The sequence below is a fragment of the Flavobacterium sp. LB2P53 genome (assembly GCF_003970305.1).
In the GTDB taxonomy this organism is placed as follows: Bacteria; Bacteroidota; Bacteroidia; order Flavobacteriales; family Flavobacteriaceae; genus Flavobacterium.
In genome coordinates this window covers 1-18,105 of sequence record NZ_RYDG01000012.1, presented here as the reverse complement: position 1 = coordinate 18,105, position 18,105 = coordinate 1, and the positions used below count along the sequence as shown (strand labels likewise).

The window sequence follows — 18,105 nt, the reverse complement described above, 5'->3', positions numbered from 1 at the left end:
AGATTATATTGGAAAAATAAAACGGACTCTAAACCCTTTGTTGGATTTACTGTCAAAATTAAGGGTTCCTTTTATGGCATGAATACGGTTTTCCACATTTTGAAGTCCATTTGTTGAAGTTAATTCTTCAAGCGTGGCTCCAATACCATTATCAGTGTAATCGACTTGTAATTTATTTTTATTTTTTTTGAAAGTTAATACAACTAAACTGCATTGGCTGTGCTTTTTCATGTTGACCAGTAACTCTTGTACCACTCGGTAAAGCGTTATTTTTTTAGTACTGTTTATAGCGTTCCACTGAATTGTATCCATTCCATTGGTTAATATATTGATTTCATTTGTTTGAAAACCGGACATCATTTCTTTTAAACTAGTTTCAAACAGTGCTCCTGCTTCAATAGTGCTGTTTTCTCTGGAAATGTTTCGTGTCCGGGAATAAATAGTGTCTAGGCTGGTTAGTAAAACTTCTTTATTTTGTGCGGAGGATAAATCTTGTGTTTCTGCAAATGCCATGGTTTGATACACATCGTTAGCTAGTTCATCATGTAGTTTTTTTGAAATTCGAATTTCAGTGGTATATGAAATTTTCACCTTTTCTCTTCGGTTTTTAGCCATAAGAAAATTTGCTGCGGAAATGCTTATTATTAAGGTGAATACGATAACAAAGGATAAAATTAGATTTCTATTTTTTTGCTTTTCTAATAAAAGTGCATTTTCTATTTTTTGTGTTTTTAGTTCTAAATTTTCATCTTTATCTTTTTTAGAATCATATTTTATTTTTGCAAATTGATTTTTTGCTTTTTGTCGGGCTTTATTGATGCTGTCATTGATGTGGAGGTGAAGAATGGAAAATTTTTTTGTTTCCTTCCCAACGCTATTTCGTATTAATAATGCGATTGCTTTCAATCGGTCATCAACATTGTTAATTTTTGTTGCTTTTTCGTAAGCTAATTGTGCATATTTATAAGATAATCCAGGATTGGATTTTTTATAGAACTCAGCAATATTAAGATAACTGGTTGTAATTCCAAAGTCATCTTTTATTTTTTTTCTAATGATTAAAGCGGTATTCAGATAGTAAAGACTTCTTGAATCACCCATTTTGAAATAGCAATAGCCCAAATTATCAAGAACCCTGGCATTATTTTCCTCATCGTTTGAAATGTTTGTATGGAGAGTTAATGGCAACAGAAGCTGCAGTGCGCTTTTGTAATCATTTTTGCCTATATACGCTACGGCAATATTATTTGTAAGGATTGTTTTTTGTGATTCATCCGGGATTTGATTGAGTGCTTTATTATAGTAGAGTATTGCATTGTCATAGTCATAAAGTCGCTCATAATTAATACCTAATATATTGTATACAGCACATTTGTAGTAGCGATTTGTTGTTTTTTGGAATAAGGAAATAGCCTCAGTAGCCGTGGTTTCACTACTCAAATAATCCCCTTGTATTTGCTGAATTACAGCCATTTTTAATAAGGAATAAATTATTTTTCCAGTATCCGTTCCTTCATTACAAGCTAATTTGGATTCGTTGTAGTAATAAAAAGCACTATCATAAACTTGGTTTTCAAAATGTTTTTCTGCACGTAAAAAATGCTGTTGGTAGTGCGGGTTGCTTTTGATTTGTGTTGCAATGTTACTTTCTTTTTTGCAAGATATAAATCCTGTAAATAAAAGGATGAGTGAAATTAAAAACGGGGAATTCAACTTTTTAAGTTTCATTCCCCGAAAATACATAAATTAATTTTAGATATGGATTTAATTCTATATTTGTATTGTTATTTTGGAGGAGGAATTTTAGTTTGTCCATTCGCACCTCCTCCTGTATCATCTGCGGATACTTGTTGTTTGTTATCTGGAGTGGTTTGTACTTCGTCATTGGTACAGGAAACCATTGCAATTCCGGCAATGATTAAACACGATACTAGTAGTATTCTTTTCATTTTTTTTTGAATTAAAATTAAATATGGGTTGGTCAGTCCGATTTCGAAATCGAATTGTTATCAGGATTAGCCTACCATAAAAGATTTGCTTTTTGGGGAAGTAAGTGTGCTGAAAACAGAATAGGACCATCTATACTTCCCGAATAGACCGACCAGGCTGTTTTGTAGCACTTTTTTTAAGAACTAGTTTTGTACATTTGTCTTGATTGCAATTCAAGACAGCAAAGAATTCTTAAGCAAAGGAATGAGGATAGTGCAGTTTGTTCTCAAAGGAATTCCGGTAATTCCGGTAATTCTGATAGTTTCCGACTAATGCTTATAAATACCAAAATAGGAGTATGAATAAAATTACTTTTGAGGAGTATAAACGTGCCATTAAAGCAGAATATCAAGTATCTAAAATGGATGAAGTGTCGGGAATATTATTAAATCCAACCCCTGCACAATTGCGGAATCTATGCTTGATGAAATTGGGTAATGGCCTGTCTAATGCAGATGAAAATGTATTTAAAATGTTTTTTGATGCTAAAGCGGAGGATACTTTGAGACGGGTAATTGAAAATTTTGATCTCGGAAAATTTAAACCCATTATATCCTTTCTAAAAGGACAGAAAGATTCTGATACTGCGGCTAGAATAGAATTAGCAGCCATTTTGGTAGATTTTATTCCAAGGCCTTATAATACGTATTTACTCCATGGTAAGAGTAGCGAAAGAGATGCTCAAGAAAGTGTTAAAGCGTTTCAAAAAAAGAGAATGACCGATGTTGGTATTCAATTAGTGAACCCTACTAATAATGTTCTAGCAGGAATCTCTCAATATGCGCATTTGAGAAAATCAGGAATTATTCTTGCTATTTTGATGGCATTATTTTTTATGGGATATACTGTAAAAGGAATTTTTTTTCCAGAGAAGGACTGTATGAAATGGGAGGGGAATTATTATGTAGCAGTAGATTGCTTGAAAGACAATGGGCAGTTTGGAATTAGTAGTTCCATTGATGAGGAGGTAATGAAATTAAAGAAAGTAGATTGTAGTAGTACGTTGCAATTCTTTAATAAAGAGACACCTATCGTGTGGTATTGTAAGCGTGATGGAGTGATAGAACTTTTCAATATGGCAGGATTTCACCCAGTAACGGGAAAACCACTAAAGCCTATTACCAAGTACATTATCAAAAAGTATAATTTAATGCAATGATGGTGCAGAAGCAGTTAAGCTGAACCGTATGTAAACAAAAAAACCCAATCTTTCGGATTGGGTTTTTTATATAAGTAAGTAATCTAAATTGAGTTATAAAACGTTTATTTTACTTTATTAAGTACTGCTTTGAAAGCTTCTGGGTGATTCATTGCTAAATCAGCAAGCACTTTACGGTTCAATTCGATTCCGTTAGCTTTTACTTTACCCATGAATTGTGAATAAGACATTCCTTCCAATCTAGCTCCAGCGTTGATACGTTGAATCCATAATGCACGGAAATTTCTTTTGTTCACTTTTCTGTCACGGTAAGCGTAGCACATTGCTTTCTCTACCGCATTCTTAGCAACTGTCCAAACGTTTTTACGTCTACCAAAGAAACCTTTGGCTTGCTTCATTATTTTTTTTCTTCTTGCTCTTTTAGCAACTGAATTTACCGATCTTGGCATAATTTTTATTGTTTTTTGTAGCAGGCGGCTTGAATTAAATCAAAAGCGCTTAATGGCCGTACTCCAAGGTTATTTTAAATTGTTTTAACCTAAAGACTATTTAGTCAAAAGTTTTAAAGTCGAATATCCAAAGGCTTTAAGACCTTTGACTTTGCAACTTTAAGACTTATTAAATAATTCTTAATTGTTGTTTGATGCTTTTCATATCTGTTTTGTGAACTAGCGCAGAGTGTGTCAATGCTAATTTACGTTTTTTAGACTTTTTAGTCAAAATGTGACTTTTAAAAGCATGCTTTCTTTTAATCTTTCCAGAACCAGTAACTTTAAAACGTTTCTTGGCGCTAGATTTGGTTTTCATTTTAGGCATTTTTTCCTAGTGTTTTAATTTATTCGTACTTACTTATTTTTTCCTCTCCCCAGCCCTCCCAAAGGGGAGGGTGACGAGAAGTTATATTTGTTTCTCCTTTTTTTTGTTCCCTTCCTTCGGAAGGGTTAGGGGAGGATATTACTTTTTCTTTTTAGGAGCGATGAACATGATCATTCTCTTTCCTTCCAGAACAGGCATGGCTTCTACTTTTCCAAATTCTTCAAGATCTGTTGCCAATCTCAACAATAAGATTTGACCTTGGTCCTTGTATATGATTGAACGCCCTTTGAAGAAAACGAATGCTTTCAATTTGGCTCCTTCTTTCAAGAATTTTTCTGCATTCTTTCTCTTAAACTCATAATCATGCTCATCGGTCTGTGGGCCAAAACGGATTTCTTTCACAACAACTTGTGTAGATTTCGCTTTTAGGATCTTATCACGTTTCTTTTGTTCGTAAACAAATTTCTTGTAATCCATGATTTTGCACACCGGTGGTTCTGCATTTGGAGAAATCTCAACAAGATCCAATTCAAATTGATCCGCTAATCTTAGAGCTTCCGAAAGTTTAAAAACTCCTGGCTCAATGTTCTCTCCTACAAGTCTTACTTCTTGTACACCACGAATAAGACTGTTTATTCTGTGTGCATCTTTTTTTTCTACGCGAGGTTGGTAACCTCTGTTGCTTCTTATTGCTATGACTTTATAATTTAAGTTAAACTGTAAATACTTTTAATGTTTTATTGATCTCTTCATTTACAATAGAAACAAATTCGTCTATTGTAACGCTGATATTTCCCTTTCCTTCTTGTCCGTGACGACGGATAGAGATGGTTCCGTTTCTCTCTTCTTCCTCACCTACGATCAACATAAACGGGGTTTTTTGCATTTCGGCATCTCTGATTTTCTTCCCGATTGTCTCGTTTCTATTATCTATGAGGGCGCGAATTTCGTGATTTTCTAGCAAATCTAAAACTTTTTTCGCATATATTTCATATTTCTCGCTCAAAGACAATATTATAGCTTGTTCCGGCATTAACCAAAGAGGGAAATTTCCTGCAGTATGTTCTAATAAAATAGCAATAAAGCGTTCCATTGATCCAAAAGGAGCTCTGTGAATCATCACCGGTCTGTGTAATTCATTGTCAGATCCTTTGTAGGTCAAATCAAAACGTTCCGGCAGGTTATAATCTACTTGAATGGTTCCTAATTGCCATTGTCTTCCCAAAGCATCTTTTACCATGAAATCCAATTTTGGACCATAGAAAGCGGCTTCACCATATTCAACGACGGTGTTCAGCCCTTTATCTGCAGCAGCATTAATAATCGCATTTTCTGCTTTTTCCCAATTTTCATCACTACCAATATACTTATTTCTGTTTTCTTTGTCTCTCAAAGAAATCTGAGCGGTAAAGTTTTCGAATCCTAATGAACCAAATACATACAATACCAAGTCAATTACTTTCTTGAATTCTTCATCTAATTGTTCCGGTGTACAAAAAATATGGGCGTCATCCTGTGTAAATCCTCTTACACGGGTTAATCCGTGCAATTCACCACTTTGTTCGTATCTGTAAACGGTTCCAAATTCAGCATAACGTTTTGGTAAATCTTTGTAGGACCATGGTCTTACATTATAAATTTCGCAGTGATGGGGACAGTTCATCGGTTTCAATAAAAACTCTTCACCTTCAGCAGGAGTGCTTATAGGTTGAAAACTATCAGCACCATACTTAGCATAATGTCCTGAAGTGACATACAATTCCTTCTGACCTATATGTGGCGTAATTACTTGCTCATAACCCGCTTTCTTCTGTGCTTTTTTTAAAAACTGTTCTAAACGATCTCTCAATGCAGCTCCTTTTGGCAACCATAACGGTAAGCCTGCTCCAACTTTTTGTGAAAAAGCAAATAACTCTAATTCCTTTCCTAGTTTTCTATGGTCGCGACGCTTTGCCTCTTCTAGTAATAAAAGGTATTCCGTAAGATCCTTTTGTTTAGGAAACGAAGTTCCGTAAACCCGGGTCAACTGTTTGTTTTTTTCATCACCGCGCCAGTAGGCACCGGCAACACTCATTATTTTCATCGCTTTGATGATTCCAGTATTTGGAATATGACCACCGCGGCATAAGTCAGTAAACGTATCATGATCGCAAAACGTAATCGTTCCGTCCTCAAGATTGGTTATCATTTCTGTTTTATAAACGTTGTCTTTGTATAATTCTAAAGCGGCTTTTTTAGATACAGGACGTAGCTTGAATTCATGTTTTCCTCTTGCTATTTCAAGAACACGATCCTCAATTTTCTTAAAATCCGCGTCCGTTATTTTTTGATCTTCAAAATCTACATCATAATAAAATCCATTAGATATTGCTGGTCCGAGCGTTAATTTGATTCCTGGGTACATTTCCTCCAGAACCTGTGCCATAACATGCGAAGTAGAGTGCCAGAATGCTTTTTTTCCGCCCTCGTCATTCCAGGTAAACAAGATAAGACTGCCGTCTGTCGTCAAAGGAGTTGTGGTTTCAATAGTTGTATCATCAAAAGAAGCCGAAATCACATTTCTGGCAAATCCTTCACTAATGCTTTTAGCAACATCCATCGGTGTTACCCCTGAAGCAAACTCTTTAACTGACCCGTCGGGCAAAGTAATCTTAATCATTGTTTATTATTTTAAGAATGCAAATATAGCGCATTGCAGAAATACACACAATATATAAGTAAGGTTTGTTGCTATATGGGTGTAAATACAAAATCATAACGGATTATAAACAAATGAAAAGCAATCATTTATTTTGGGGAGTTGTCTGCTTTTTTAGTTCGTTTCGTTCGTTTTCTACTATACTATTGCACGCTTTTCTTTCGTAAAACAAAGGAAAAGCCTTTTCACATTTATCAAAACTCAATTACACGATTAGTTTTCTGACGGACTTTAAAAAAAAATAAGATCCTGATCTTGCGGAATAAAATCCAATTTTGAAAATGTTTAATTTGACTCTTTACCATTTACTTCTCACCCTTCACTTTGTCAATTCACATTTTAAAACGTTGTATCTTTGATTCTTTAGCACCTTTAAAAAATATTTCAATAAAAATGAACATCCCAAACTCACCTTTACCCAGAATAGTTATTATAGGCGGTGGCTTTGCCGGAATTGCGTTAGCTAAAAAACTCAAAAATAAAAAAGTCCAGGTTGTCCTTTTAGATAAACACAATTACCATACTTTCCAACCACTGCTGTATCAAGTTGCTACAGGCGGTCTTGAAGCTGGCTCTATTGCTTCCATGGAATCCGAAACCTATCCGCAAGGACATCCCATGATGGCGCAACCTGCGATGCAGCAAGGGAAATTATTGGGCGAAAACTTAATAAAATTAATTGAAAATAAACCCATGGAAGCTTTTGAATATAATGATAAAGGATCTATGGCAACCATAGGAAGGAATAAAGCGGTAGTCGATTTGCCGGGATACCATTTCAGCGGTGTTTTTGCCTGGTTTGTCTGGATGTTTGTCCACTTGTTTTCACTGATTGGTTTCAAAAATAAAGCCGTCGTATTCCTGAATTGGGTCTACAACTACATTCGTTTTGATCGGGAAGGCCGTTTGATTATCAGACCCTACAAAAAGAAAAGTTTTACGACATTTACCAGCGATGAAGTATAGAAAATCATGAATTTTAAAGTCTTATTTATAACTCATAACTTCTTTCCTTGTAATAATTTACCATCAAATTTATAAATTTACTATAGCCCTCGATGCCGTCTTTTTGCTGGTTTGCTTTCAGGAATTGATCATAAAAAGCATGGAATCCTTTGTCGATAATCGTGTCGTATTGCTTCCAGAAATGCTCACTTTCTTTGTAGTTTTTGATAATACCGGGATGAACAGTGTTTAATAATTGTTTAAAAACCACCTCGTCTCGGGCCTTCCAGTTGCTTAAACAATATCGCAAAGCCATGCTGTACCCCGAATATTGAATATACAAATCATCATTTTTTACCGAAGCTAAATACCCAATAAAATTGCATTCGCTTTCGCTTGCAAAGCCTATTTGGTGAGCCATTTCATGATTAGTAGTCATGGGGAAACTGTACATTGGACCTAGGTAATTAACCTGTGCTTCATTGGTAAACGGATTCAAATAGCCTCCAAAACCCATGTAGGTCAAGGGCAAACTAATTAACGATTTTTTAGTACTTAGCTTTGAATAGGCGAAGTAAGGATGTTCCGCTTCCAGGTTTTTATATCCATTCATACTCATTTCAAAAACCTGTTCTTGAGAGTACGGGAATACCACTTTCAAGCTGTCATTTTTTGTGAGTTGGTTTTGAACGGCATTGGTTTTGGTAATTATTTTTTTGGTGAAAGCCAACAAATCAGCATCTGAATAGTCTTTTTGAATTTCCATTTTTTCAAAAAGCGGTTCACGGTAATAATTCAGTGCCCAAAGTACATGAAACAAAAAGTAAAAAACCGAAACAAAGCTCAGTATACTCAAAAGGGTGTCTTTCCAATTGGATTTCCATGTTTTTCGTTTGTTCCAAAGCCATTTGAAAACAAATAAAATAATTATGAAATAGAGACAATCGCCTATGGAAAATGGAATTTCTCCCAGAATGGTTCTCGAGAACAACGAAAGTATCGGGTAGAGACCATTGCTATACCATTCTTCTACCTGTTCCGGATAGAAGGAAATAATTTGTAAAAGTAGTATTTGGATAAATAGAAAGGAGGAAAGGAAATATTTTGTTTTCAATGGTTGAATTTTGGAAATGTAAATATAATTACAATATCAATTACTACCGTAAGGAATTTAAACTTTGTAACTTTGGGACTTGTAAATGTTAAACCTCAAACACAAATAAATGAGTCAAGAAATAAGAAGTCTGGAACCAAAAGCACTTTGGAACAAGTTTGCCGATTTGAATGCCGTGCCTCGTCCTTCTAAAAAGGAAGATCGTGTGATTGCGTTCATAAAAAAATTTGGCGAAAGCCTTGGATTAGAGACTTTTGAAGATGAAATTCGAAACGTAATTATCCGAAAACCGGCAACTGCTGGTATGGAAAACCGAAAAGCTATCGTACTTCAAGGACATTTGGATATGGTGCACCAAAAAAATGCTGATACTGTTTTTGATTTTGATACCCAAGGAATCGATATGTATGTAGATGGAGATTGGGTTCGTGCTCGAGGAACAACGCTTGGTGCTGATAACGGTCTTGGAGTTGCTGCGATTATGGCAATTTTAGAAAGTACTGATATTCCGCATCCTGCAATAGAAGCTTTGTTTACTATTGACGAAGAAACAGGAATGACAGGAGCACTGAACTTAAAAGGAGGTATTCTGCAAGGTCAAATTCTTTTAAATATGGATACGGAAGAAGATGATGAAATAGATATTGGTTGTGCAGGAGGAATTGATGTGACGGCCACTGCAGAGTATGATGAAGAGGCCACTCCCGAAGGTTCTGTGGGGTATACAATTACTGTAAAAGGCCTGAAAGGCGGCCACTCCGGAATGGATATTCATAAAGGGTTAGGTAATGCCAATAAAATTATGAACCGATTGTTATTTGATGGTTTTGATAATTTTGGTTTGCAAATCTCCGAAATAAAAGGAGGAAGTTTACGCAATGCAATTCCGCGTGAAAGTCAAGCTAAAGTAATTATTGCTGAGGTATATGATGAAGCTTTTGTTTTTGACATGCAGCAAATTGTAAACGAAATCAAAACGGAACTTAAAACGACAGAGCCAAATTTAGAAGTTGTTTTTGAAAAAATGGAGGCAGCTCCTGCTAGAGTAATGCCTACAATTGCTCAGTTTTATTTTGTACGATCTATGTATACGGCGCACAACGGAGTGTACAGCATGAGTGCTGATTTTGCAGATTTAGTAGAAACATCGAATAATATTGCCAAAGTAATTGTAGGTGATGGACAACTTTCAGTACAATGTTTAACACGTTCTTCTGTTGAAACGGCTAAATTTGATTTGGCCAATGCGCTGCGTTCCGCTTTTGAACTAATGGGTTGTGAAGTAGAATTTTCAGGTGCGTATCCTGGTTGGACACCAAATTCAGAATCTGAAATTTTGGATGTTTTGGTGCCAATCTACGAAAAACAAAACGGTGAAAAACCAAAAGTAGTGGCGTGTCACGCAGGATTAGAATGTGGAATTCTAGGGACAAATTATCCGGATATGGATATGATTTCCTTTGGGCCAACCATTCACGGAGCGCATTCCCCTGATGAAAGAGCTAGTATTTCTTCTTCTCAGAAATTTTGGAAATTTGTTTTGGAAATTTTAGCTACTATTCCAGTCAAATAAAACAAAGTGTTCAGTAATCAGTTTTTAGTATTCAGTCTATTTGTAACTGAATACTAAAAACTGCTCACTGCTCACTAATAATTAGTCTCTTTTGGGAGTGTTTTTCTTGTCTCTTTTTTCTTCTTTCTTTTCTTTAGCCGTTTTTAAAGGCTCTTTCTTTGCGGTTTTCTTCGCGTCTTGACTTTTTGCCATAATAGGAGTATTTAGGTTTTGTTTTTAATTCTTGATGTAGGTAAATGTATATAATATTTTTGATTTGTTTGAAATATTACTTTAAAAAAGCCCCAATTTCTTTAAGAATTGAGGAATGATTTAATTTATGGAAATGGCAAAATTTCAATATAAGAGTATGTTTTATTTTATCTTTAAAACTTTATATTCTTCATAACAGCCACTGATGGCATCCATGATTTGTAGGTCGTTTGCTGTTTTTATAAACGATTCAGAGTAGTTGCAGCGTTGCAAAATTTCAGGAATTTCATTTTTGTCAATACCTAAAAGTACCGCAATAGTTTCTCTGTCAAATTTTGATTCCAAAAGATTTCGAACGGTATCATCCTTTTTTAATTCTTTTAGTTTCTTGAGTTCTTTGGGGTTGTTACCAAAGAAATTATAAAGCATATCTGCTGGATTAAAGATGGAGCCCAATACTCTTCCAAATGCATTTGGGGAATATTCACCTGCCTCGTATCCTTGTGTTAATCCGGAAATACTGTAGCGGTAATTTTCACTGATAGGAATGATTTTAGTATCTACTTCAAGATATCCGGTTAGATTAAAAGGTCTTATAACTATTTCTTCAAGAGCAATTGCTTTTTCTGTTAGCTGTATTTTGGTGCTTTTATTTTTTATCCAGTCATTAGTAACTCGTACACGAAGCGATTGGAATCCGAGACTGGTAATGTGAAGTGTGTCATTTAGTTGTACATCGATTTCAAAATGGCCTCTTGAATCGGTTGTCGCTCCTCTGACTTTATTAATATTAATGATGTTTACACTAGATAATGGTTCTCTAGTTGTGTTACTGATGATGACACCATCAACTTTCTGGGAAGGTTTCTTAACTTGCGCAAAAGCAGGTACAGATAGTACTAAAAAAAAGAAAACTACAAAATATTTCATAAACTGATTTAAGACTTTAAAAGTAATAAAACAGGATTAAATATTTTGTAGTTTCAGTATATAATTATAAGAATATTAACAATGAATGTTAGTCTCTTCTTGGTCTTCTTGGTCTTGGTGTGTCACCAAAGCTTTCAGAACGTCTTGGTGCTCTGTCAGAACCTTCTGTTCGAGGTCTGTCAGATGAAAAACCGCCTTCTCTTCTTGCTCCGAAACCACCTTCTCTAGGAGCAGAATTTCTGTCGCTTCTAAATCCACCAGAACCTTCTCTTCTTGGAGCAAAACTACCTTCTCTTCTTGGAGCTGAACTTCTTTCGCCACCAGAACGACCTCCGCCAAAACTTCCGCCAGAACTTCTTCCGTTATGATCACGTCTTCCGCCACCATCGTTTTTAGAAATTTCAACATTGATTCTACGTCCTTCTAATTGAACATTGTTCAATACTTCCATTACTTTATCGGTATGTTCCGGATCTGTGTTAAAGAAAGAGAATCCTTCTTTTACATCTACTTTGAAAACGTCATCACGACCTAAGTCTAATGTTTCTTTCAGGTAATCTTTCAATGACATCCAGTCAAAGTTATCTCTAGAACCTATGTTCACAAAATATCGTGTTGCGCCACCATTGTTATTTTCTCTTGGAGCACCATCTCTATCGTCGCGCTCACGTCTTTCAGAACCTGAAGCTTGATTAGAAATATCTCTAGTTTTCTTGTAATAATTGATAAAACGGTTAAATTCAACCGAAACCATTTTCTTGATTAATTCCTCTTTCGATAAATCTTCAAGAACGCTGTTAATTGCAGGAAGATAGTTGTCAATTTCGTGATCAACTTCTACATCTTTAATTTTATTAGCTAAGTGTAATAATTGGATTTCGCAGATTTCAATTCCAGAAGGAATCGTTTTTTCTTCGAATTTTTGTTTGATGATTCTTTCAATTGAAGAAATCTTGCGCAATTCGCTTTTAGTTACGATTACGATAGAAGTTCCTAATTTACCAGCACGGCCAGTACGACCTGAACGGTGATTGTAAGTTTCAATTTCGTCTGGTAATTGGTAATTTACTACGTGAGTAATGTTATCAACATCAATTCCACGTGCAGCAACATCAGTAGCGACAAGCATTTGGATTTGTCTTCCTCTAAAAGATTTCATTACACCATCACGTTGCGCTTGAGATAAATCTCCGTGCAATGCAGCAGCACTGTATCCGTCTTCAACTAATTTTTCAGCAACAGCTTGCGTATCTCTTTTGGTACGACAAAATACTACTGAGAAAATATCTGGATTAGCATCGGCTAAACGTTTCAAAGCTTCGTAACGATCACGAGCATTTACAAGGTAAAATTCGTGAGAAACTGTAGCAGAACCTGAATTTTTAGCTCCAACTGTAATTTCAATTGGGTCTTTCATGAATTGTTTTCCAATTCGTGCTACTTCGGCAGGCATTGTAGCTGAAAACAACCAAGTGCTTTTTTCGTCTGGCGTAGTAGAAAGGATGTTTACGATATCTTCGTAAAAACCCATGTTCAACATTTCGTCAGCTTCGTCAAGAATACAATAGTTGATTTGAGAGATGTTTACCAAACCTCTATTAATCATATCTTGCATTCTTCCTGGAGTTGCTACAATAATTTGCGCGCCTCTCTTTATGTCTCTCGCTTGATCTGTAATGCTAGCTCCACCGTAAACTGCTACCACATTAATACCTTTTTCGTATTTAGAGTAGTTTTTAATTTCGTTGGTAATCTGCAAACAAAGTTCGCGTGTTGGAGATAAAATTAATGCTTGAGTATTTCTGTTGTTGGCATCAATTTTCTGAATAACTGGAAATCCAAATGCTGCCGTTTTCCCTGTCCCTGTCTGAGCCAACGCAACCATATCTGTGTCTTTTTCCAATAATAGGGGAATCGCTTTCTCCTGTACTTCGGTCGGATTTTCAAATCCTAGATCTAAAATCGCCTTCAGTAACGATTCACTCAATCCTAATTGTTCAAATTTATTCATATGTATTTTTAAAATAGGGTGCAAAATTACTGTTTATAATTCATATAAACTAATGCTATTTTAAGATTTTACAATTTATTATAATTTGATTATCAGAATGTTATCGTTTTGTTTGAAAATTAATCGTTTTGATTTGGTGTATTTAGTGTGAAATTTTTATTTGGAATTCAAGTTTTTGTTATAAAAATAGTACAATTGAATCGTTTATTTATTCGTCTTTAGAAAATGAATCAGTTTTTGTGTTGCTTTTCCTCTATGGCTTATTTTGTTTTTTATATCTAATGATAATTCGGCAAAAGTTTCCTGATAGCCATCAGGTTGAAAGATCGGATCGTAACCAAAACCTTGATTACCAGTTTTCTTTAAGGTTATTTCACCACCAGCAATTCCGGTAAACAGATATTGTTTCCCGTTTAGATTTAGTGCTATAACTGTTTTGAATTGTGCTTTTCTATCCTCTTTATCCAAAAGGGCATCTAATAATTTAGTCATATTATCATTTGCATTGCGTTGCTCGCCTGCATATCTGGCAGAATAAACGCCGGGTGCTCCATTTAAGGAATGGACTTCGAGTCCAGTATCGTCTGCAAAACAATCGCATCCATATTTTTCAGTGATGTAATTTGCTTTCTGAATGGCATTGCCTTCAATCGTATCGCTTGTTTCCGGTATGTCTTCAAGACAACCGATACTTTCTAAACTTACAATGGTTATGGTTTTAGGAAGCATGCTTTGTAATTCGAAAATTTTATTTTTATTGCTGGAAGCGAAAACGAGTTGCATTTTTTTAGTTTAGGTTGTCAAATATACATTTTTTAAAAACAGTGTTGTCCGGTAAAATTATTTAGATAGAATTTGAAGTTTTTTATTGGACTGCAAATGAATTAATAAATGAGACAATCCGTTCCTTGTGGGTTTGCACAAGGGATAGCAGTGGAAATCCTTTTATATTTTGTCAGGGTTTTTAATCCTGACAAGATATAAAAGATTGTAACGAATAGCCCGACCACGCTGTAACGCTAGTGAAAGCGTGGATGTGCCCAAATACAAACTTTATTTTTTATCTACCATAGGTCTTTCGGCGCGGTTTGCCAGTTCCCAGGCGGTTACAAATGCAAACTGGGCTCTTTTAGTCAAGGCATCATATTCAATTTTGTCCGGACTATCAGTAGGTTTGTGGTAATCAGCATGGACGCCATTAAAAAAGAAAACAGAAGGCACACCGTTTTTGGCAAAATTATAATGGTCAGAACGTTCGTAAAAATGATTTGGATCTTTTGGGTCATTGAATTTGTAATCCAAAACAAGATTGGTGTATTTAGCATTTGCAAAGGTACAAATGTTATCCAGATCAGTTGATAATCGATTGGCACCAATGACGTATACGTAATTATTGCTGCTGGCGTGGGCATCATCGCGACGGCCTATCATGTCAATATTGATATTAGTTATTGTATTGGCTAATGGGAATAGAGGATTTTCAGAATAATATCGGGAGCCATGTAGACCATGTTCTTCGCCGGTAACATGGAGAAATAGGATGGAGCGTTTTGGACCATGACCTGCTTTTTTAGCTATTTGGAATGCTTGTGCAATTTCTAACAAAGCAACAGTTCCGGAACCATCATCATCAGCGCCGTTATAAATTTCTCCGTTTTTTGTCCCTACGTGGTCGTAATGGGCAGAAATGACCAAGACCTCATTTGGTTTTTCAGAACCCTCAATATAGGCCCAAATGTTTTCAGAATCCGGTAAGTTTTCATTGCGTTTTGCATTTAGGAAGGCGGCAGGAATTTTTTGGTAATAGTCGGAAGCGCCTGTAGGAAAGGGAACCGCATTTTTATTATATTGATCAATGAGGTACATCCCCGCTTTTTTTTGTCCGGCAGATCCTGTTTCACGGCCTTCCATTTCGTCTGAAGCAACAATATAAAGGTGCGTTTTAAGTTCGTCAGCTGTTATTGTATTCATGTATTTTGTAGGATCAACACGAGCAACGCTAGATTCTTGAGAAGCACAGCTGATGGTTAGAAGAATCATGAAGGATAATAAAGAGAATTTTTTCATTTTTTTTTAATGTAGGTTAATAAAGGTTTATAGGGCAAAAGGAATACTATAATAAGGACTAGAATAAAGTTAATAAAAAATAACAGGCTGCTTTTAGGAAAGAAATCAATCGAGTTTCTTCATAAGAACGGCTGTTTTAAATGTTCTAGTTTGCTAAATGTTATTGGCTGGTTTTTTTTACTATTATATTTTTTCAAAATAACGAATAGGATTTGCCATTCCTCTAATTTTAGGCACTATTTTATTCATATATATCAAGAATTTCTTTTGAAATAATTTCTGAACCTTCAAATCCCCATCTTTTTGTGCCTCTATATTCAATATCTTGAACCCATTTTTCAGGTTTAAATATTGCTCTTATTACACCTTTATATTCGGCTAAAACAAGCTCTGAATTTTCTGCTCTGTTTTGTCTAATACCCACCAACCTCTAGTTGCTTCGTAAATATTGGGTCTGTCATAAACTGGATTTTCACTTTTCTTTTTTCGTTTATTATCGTATGTTTTATTTATATTAATTACTAAAACTGTATGTTCAATATTTTCTTTTTTTAATTCTTCACAATTGTAAAGTATTTCACATTCATTAACAGTTTTAATTCCTTGGTTAAATGAATTATGTCTAGCGACGATATTTGAAATTTTAGCAATTTCTGCAAAATCCCTAAAGGTCAAAAAATCAATTAAAACAGATTCAACTATTAGAGCTTCATTTTCTTCTAATCCGTGTCTAATTATAAAGTGTTTTACTTTTAAATTTTCTATTTTAATTACTCTGATAATTTCTAATTTTTCAGTTTCGCTTGGATTAAATATTGCTTCATTAATATGAGAAAAAACACGATTTCCATAACCTTTTCCAAAATAGAATATTTTGTTATCTCTTGGGTCAATTAGAATATAAACATAAGATTTTAATTCTTCTTGTGTCTTTTGTGAAAATTGTTCAGTCATAATTCGTTATTTTTCTCCGATTTTAGGTATACTTGACACATAACGTCAATTCTCCTGAAGGATCGGGATAAAAACCTCTAAACGAACTGTGTTTTGTTAATCATTGAGTAAATATATGTTATTTAAACTACAATTAAAATTCGTTCTGGTAAAAGTCGCTTATGATTATTAAAATAAAACAGTCCGTAAAAAGGGTTGAAAATTGCTCTTAACATCACAAAACATAAAGTGATCCTTTTAGGAAATGGCAATGAATACTAACAAATCCGGCAGGATTCATGGTATTTGCTAAGCAACCTTTTGGCGGTTCAAGTCAGGTGGTGGAATATTCGGGGAGATACACCCATAAAATCGCCATCAGCAATCACATGTACAGTTTAAACCGGAATAGGGTGTTCAGTTTGCCCCGGAATATCCAGTGGAAGAGGAATTGCACCGCTCAACTTTTGGTTGGTTAAAAGTTAAGCGAATACAATAGGCATCTGTTTTCATCGCTAAAATTCTAGTATTTGTTTACTAATTCAAAATATTAGAAAAGGAAAATATTACAGCGCAAATTTTTAGCACGAAAGGACATACTGCAATTCCGTCAACAATTTTTTTGTAACCCACTCATTAAAATCCTTAATTATTCTTTTTTTAGCTGAGGGAATATATTAATTATCTAATTACAAAGGTGGGTTTTTTTATTTATAAGTTTTTATTAATGTTTGTAATAATATGCATTAAATAAATTTATGTTGTTTAAATGGATTACTTCTATTCTGTTTAAAGCAAATAAATCTCAGAGCATGGTAAAACTGGATATGCAAACTAATAACCGATTTACAAAAAGGACATCTCAGTTTTATTCTTAATGAAAAAAAACTCAAAAGCAAATTCATATTAGTGAAACTGAAAACGAAACACTAAAACACCTGGCTTTTAATAAAATCAAAAGATCAATATGCCGGTGATAGTGACATTTTGCTACAAGACAAATCCGTAATTTCTAACGTGACCCTATAAAAGGTAGAAAACTAAAGGCGTTAAGCTATTATTTGAGCGTTCCTCCATATATAAAAAGAGGAATTACTATAGCGTGTAGTAGTCTCTTTTTATATAAGGAGTCGGGCTATCCGCTACAAGTCCTCATAAAGTTGCGTTACGCTCCACTTTCTTGCGGGCTTTTCACTACTATCCCTAACGCGTGCTTTCTTAGTTTAGAACTTTTAGTTGTTTTGATGTATATAATGATACCTTATATATAGGATATAAAAGCAATAGTACAATTTAACACACTATCCCATCTATATAGCACAAAACCATTAGTTGGATTAATTTTAGACTTCAATAATGGAGGTAAAGCACCCTATGAATTAGAAAAGCGAAACGAAGAGCGGGTAAAAGAGCAGCTATAGCTGTATTTCGAAATATTTGGCAAAGAAAGAAAAGGAATCGAAGTGTTAGTATTGCAGTTGGAATAGTCGTTTTAGAGAAAGAAAGGGTATACTTTGGAGGCGGGTAGGGTTATAAAGAAAAAACTTTGATCTTCAAAAAACGAGATATCAGCTAGTTAAAGAAAAAGTTAAGAAAAGTTTAAAAAAAAGGGATTAAAAAGCTTGTAAAAGCGAATAAAGGGTGTAGTTTTGCACCCGCAATGGCGCAGAAGTTCTTT

The 18,105-nt window shown here is 34.8% G+C and carries 15 protein-coding genes and 1 pseudogene; 4 read left to right on the top strand and 12 right to left on the bottom strand.

The genetic code is table 11. The features are described 5' to 3' along the window. Positions 1–3: 3 nt before the first annotated feature. Together EKL95_RS13100 and EKL95_RS14970 are read right to left on the bottom strand one after the other, a co-directional pair. The gene (locus EKL95_RS13100) at positions 4–1,728 is read right to left on the bottom strand and encodes a tetratricopeptide repeat protein (RefSeq protein WP_158614865.1); all 1,725 of its coding nucleotides are present in this window, start codon (positions 1,726–1,728) and stop codon (positions 4–6) included. A 56-nt stretch (positions 1,729–1,784) separates the two neighbouring features. After that, entirely contained in the window at positions 1,785–1,949 is a 165-nt protein-coding gene (locus EKL95_RS14970; RefSeq protein ID WP_156063249.1) for a hypothetical protein, read from the bottom strand. Positions 1,950–2,287: 338 nt separating this feature from the next. Between EKL95_RS14970 and EKL95_RS13095 the strand changes: the two genes are divergently transcribed. Further along, positions 2,288–3,148, top strand: a complete 861-nt coding sequence (locus tag EKL95_RS13095) for a hypothetical protein (protein ID WP_126460920.1) — start codon at positions 2,288–2,290, stop codon at positions 3,146–3,148. 104 nt (positions 3,149–3,252) lie between these two features. On the opposite strand, the gene rplT is transcribed toward EKL95_RS13095, so the two are convergent. The 4 genes from rplT to thrS form a co-directional block, all read right to left on the bottom strand. After that, positions 3,253–3,597 (bottom strand): 50S ribosomal protein L20, encoded by a 345-nt coding sequence (gene rplT / locus EKL95_RS13090; RefSeq protein ID WP_035633036.1) that lies wholly within the window; start codon positions 3,595–3,597, stop codon positions 3,253–3,255. Positions 3,598–3,766: 169 nt separating this feature from the next. After that, positions 3,767–3,964, bottom strand: a complete 198-nt coding sequence (gene rpmI / locus EKL95_RS13085) for a 50S ribosomal protein L35 (RefSeq protein WP_022827375.1) — start codon at positions 3,962–3,964, stop codon at positions 3,767–3,769. 138 nt (positions 3,965–4,102) lie between these two features. Further along, a complete protein-coding gene (infC, locus tag EKL95_RS13080; protein ID WP_370273076.1) occupies positions 4,103–4,660 on the bottom strand; it encodes a translation initiation factor IF-3 in 558 nt (185 codons plus the stop codon). A 16-nt stretch (positions 4,661–4,676) separates the two neighbouring features. After that, positions 4,677–6,623, bottom strand: coding sequence for a threonine--tRNA ligase (thrS, locus tag EKL95_RS13075; protein ID WP_126564388.1), 1,947 nt, complete (start codon positions 6,621–6,623; stop codon positions 4,677–4,679). A gap of 432 nt (positions 6,624–7,055) precedes the next feature. Between thrS and EKL95_RS13070 the strand changes: the two genes are divergently transcribed. Beyond that, entirely contained in the window at positions 7,056–7,628 is a 573-nt protein-coding gene (locus tag EKL95_RS13070) for an FAD-dependent oxidoreductase (protein ID WP_126460913.1), read from the top strand. 25 nt (positions 7,629–7,653) lie between these two features. On the opposite strand, the gene EKL95_RS13065 is transcribed toward EKL95_RS13070, so the two are convergent. Further along, entirely contained in the window at positions 7,654–8,721 is a 1,068-nt protein-coding gene (locus EKL95_RS13065; RefSeq protein WP_126564387.1) for a DUF3810 domain-containing protein, read from the bottom strand. A 109-nt stretch (positions 8,722–8,830) separates the two neighbouring features. Between EKL95_RS13065 and EKL95_RS13060 the strand changes: the two genes are divergently transcribed. Further along, positions 8,831–10,294: an aminoacyl-histidine dipeptidase gene (locus EKL95_RS13060; RefSeq protein WP_126454018.1), complete on the top strand. Its 1,464-nt coding sequence runs from the start codon at positions 8,831–8,833 to the stop codon at positions 10,292–10,294. 354 nt (positions 10,295–10,648) lie between these two features. On the opposite strand, the gene EKL95_RS13050 is transcribed toward EKL95_RS13060, so the two are convergent. The 5 genes from EKL95_RS13050 to EKL95_RS13030 form a co-directional block, all read right to left on the bottom strand. Continuing rightward, positions 10,649–11,416, bottom strand: coding sequence for a carboxypeptidase-like regulatory domain-containing protein (locus EKL95_RS13050; RefSeq protein WP_126460905.1), 768 nt, complete (start codon positions 11,414–11,416; stop codon positions 10,649–10,651). A gap of 88 nt (positions 11,417–11,504) precedes the next feature. Next, a complete protein-coding gene (locus EKL95_RS13045) occupies positions 11,505–13,427 on the bottom strand; it encodes a DEAD/DEAH box helicase (RefSeq protein WP_126460901.1) in 1,923 nt (640 codons plus the stop codon). A gap of 204 nt (positions 13,428–13,631) precedes the next feature. After that, positions 13,632–14,210 carry a non-canonical purine NTP diphosphatase gene (locus EKL95_RS13040; RefSeq protein WP_126555663.1) on the bottom strand — a complete coding sequence of 193 codons (579 nt, stop codon included), beginning with the start codon at positions 14,208–14,210 and terminating at the stop codon, positions 13,632–13,634. Positions 14,211–14,480: 270 nt separating this feature from the next. Next, positions 14,481–15,494 carry a M28 family metallopeptidase gene (locus tag EKL95_RS13035; RefSeq protein WP_126460895.1) on the bottom strand — a complete coding sequence of 338 codons (1,014 nt, stop codon included), beginning with the start codon at positions 15,492–15,494 and terminating at the stop codon, positions 14,481–14,483. Between the two features lie 378 nt (positions 15,495–15,872). Then, positions 15,873–16,448 carry a GIY-YIG nuclease family protein gene (locus tag EKL95_RS13030; RefSeq protein ID WP_233589423.1) on the bottom strand — a complete coding sequence of 192 codons (576 nt, stop codon included), beginning with the start codon at positions 16,446–16,448 and terminating at the stop codon, positions 15,873–15,875. A 275-nt stretch (positions 16,449–16,723) separates the two neighbouring features. Between EKL95_RS13030 and EKL95_RS13025 the strand changes: the two are divergent. Further along, positions 16,724–16,813: pseudogene (locus EKL95_RS13025) on the top strand (transposase); the annotation flags it as partial. Positions 16,814–18,105: the final 1,292 nt, after the last annotated feature.

Excerpts from the sequence above, each read along its gene's own strand:
- EKL95_RS13100 (WP_158614865.1), bottom strand. The coding sequence starts at position 1,728 with ATGAAACTTAAAAAGTTGAATTCCCCGTTTTTAATTTCACTCATCCTT.
- EKL95_RS14970 (WP_156063249.1), bottom strand. The coding sequence starts at position 1,949 with ATGAAAAGAATACTACTAGTATCGTGTTTAATCATTGCCGGAATTGCA.
- EKL95_RS13095 (WP_126460920.1), top strand. The coding sequence starts at position 2,288 with ATGAATAAAATTACTTTTGAGGAGTATAAACGTGCCATTAAAGCAGAA.
- rplT (WP_035633036.1), bottom strand. The coding sequence starts at position 3,597 with ATGCCAAGATCGGTAAATTCAGTTGCTAAAAGAGCAAGAAGAAAAAAA.
- rpmI (WP_022827375.1), bottom strand. The coding sequence starts at position 3,964 with ATGCCTAAAATGAAAACCAAATCTAGCGCCAAGAAACGTTTTAAAGTT.
- thrS (WP_126564388.1), bottom strand. The coding sequence starts at position 6,623 with ATGATTAAGATTACTTTGCCCGACGGGTCAGTTAAAGAGTTTGCTTCA.
- EKL95_RS13070 (WP_126460913.1), top strand. The coding sequence starts at position 7,056 with ATGAACATCCCAAACTCACCTTTACCCAGAATAGTTATTATAGGCGGT.
- EKL95_RS13060 (WP_126454018.1), top strand. The coding sequence starts at position 8,831 with ATGAGTCAAGAAATAAGAAGTCTGGAACCAAAAGCACTTTGGAACAAG.
- EKL95_RS13050 (WP_126460905.1), bottom strand. The coding sequence starts at position 11,416 with ATGAAATATTTTGTAGTTTTCTTTTTTTTAGTACTATCTGTACCTGCT.
- EKL95_RS13045 (WP_126460901.1), bottom strand. The coding sequence starts at position 13,427 with ATGAATAAATTTGAACAATTAGGATTGAGTGAATCGTTACTGAAGGCG.
- EKL95_RS13040 (WP_126555663.1), bottom strand. The coding sequence starts at position 14,210 with ATGCAACTCGTTTTCGCTTCCAGCAATAAAAATAAAATTTTCGAATTA.
- EKL95_RS13035 (WP_126460895.1), bottom strand. The coding sequence starts at position 15,494 with ATGAAAAAATTCTCTTTATTATCCTTCATGATTCTTCTAACCATCAGC.
- EKL95_RS13030 (WP_233589423.1), bottom strand. The coding sequence starts at position 16,448 with ATGACTGAACAATTTTCACAAAAGACACAAGAAGAATTAAAATCTTAT.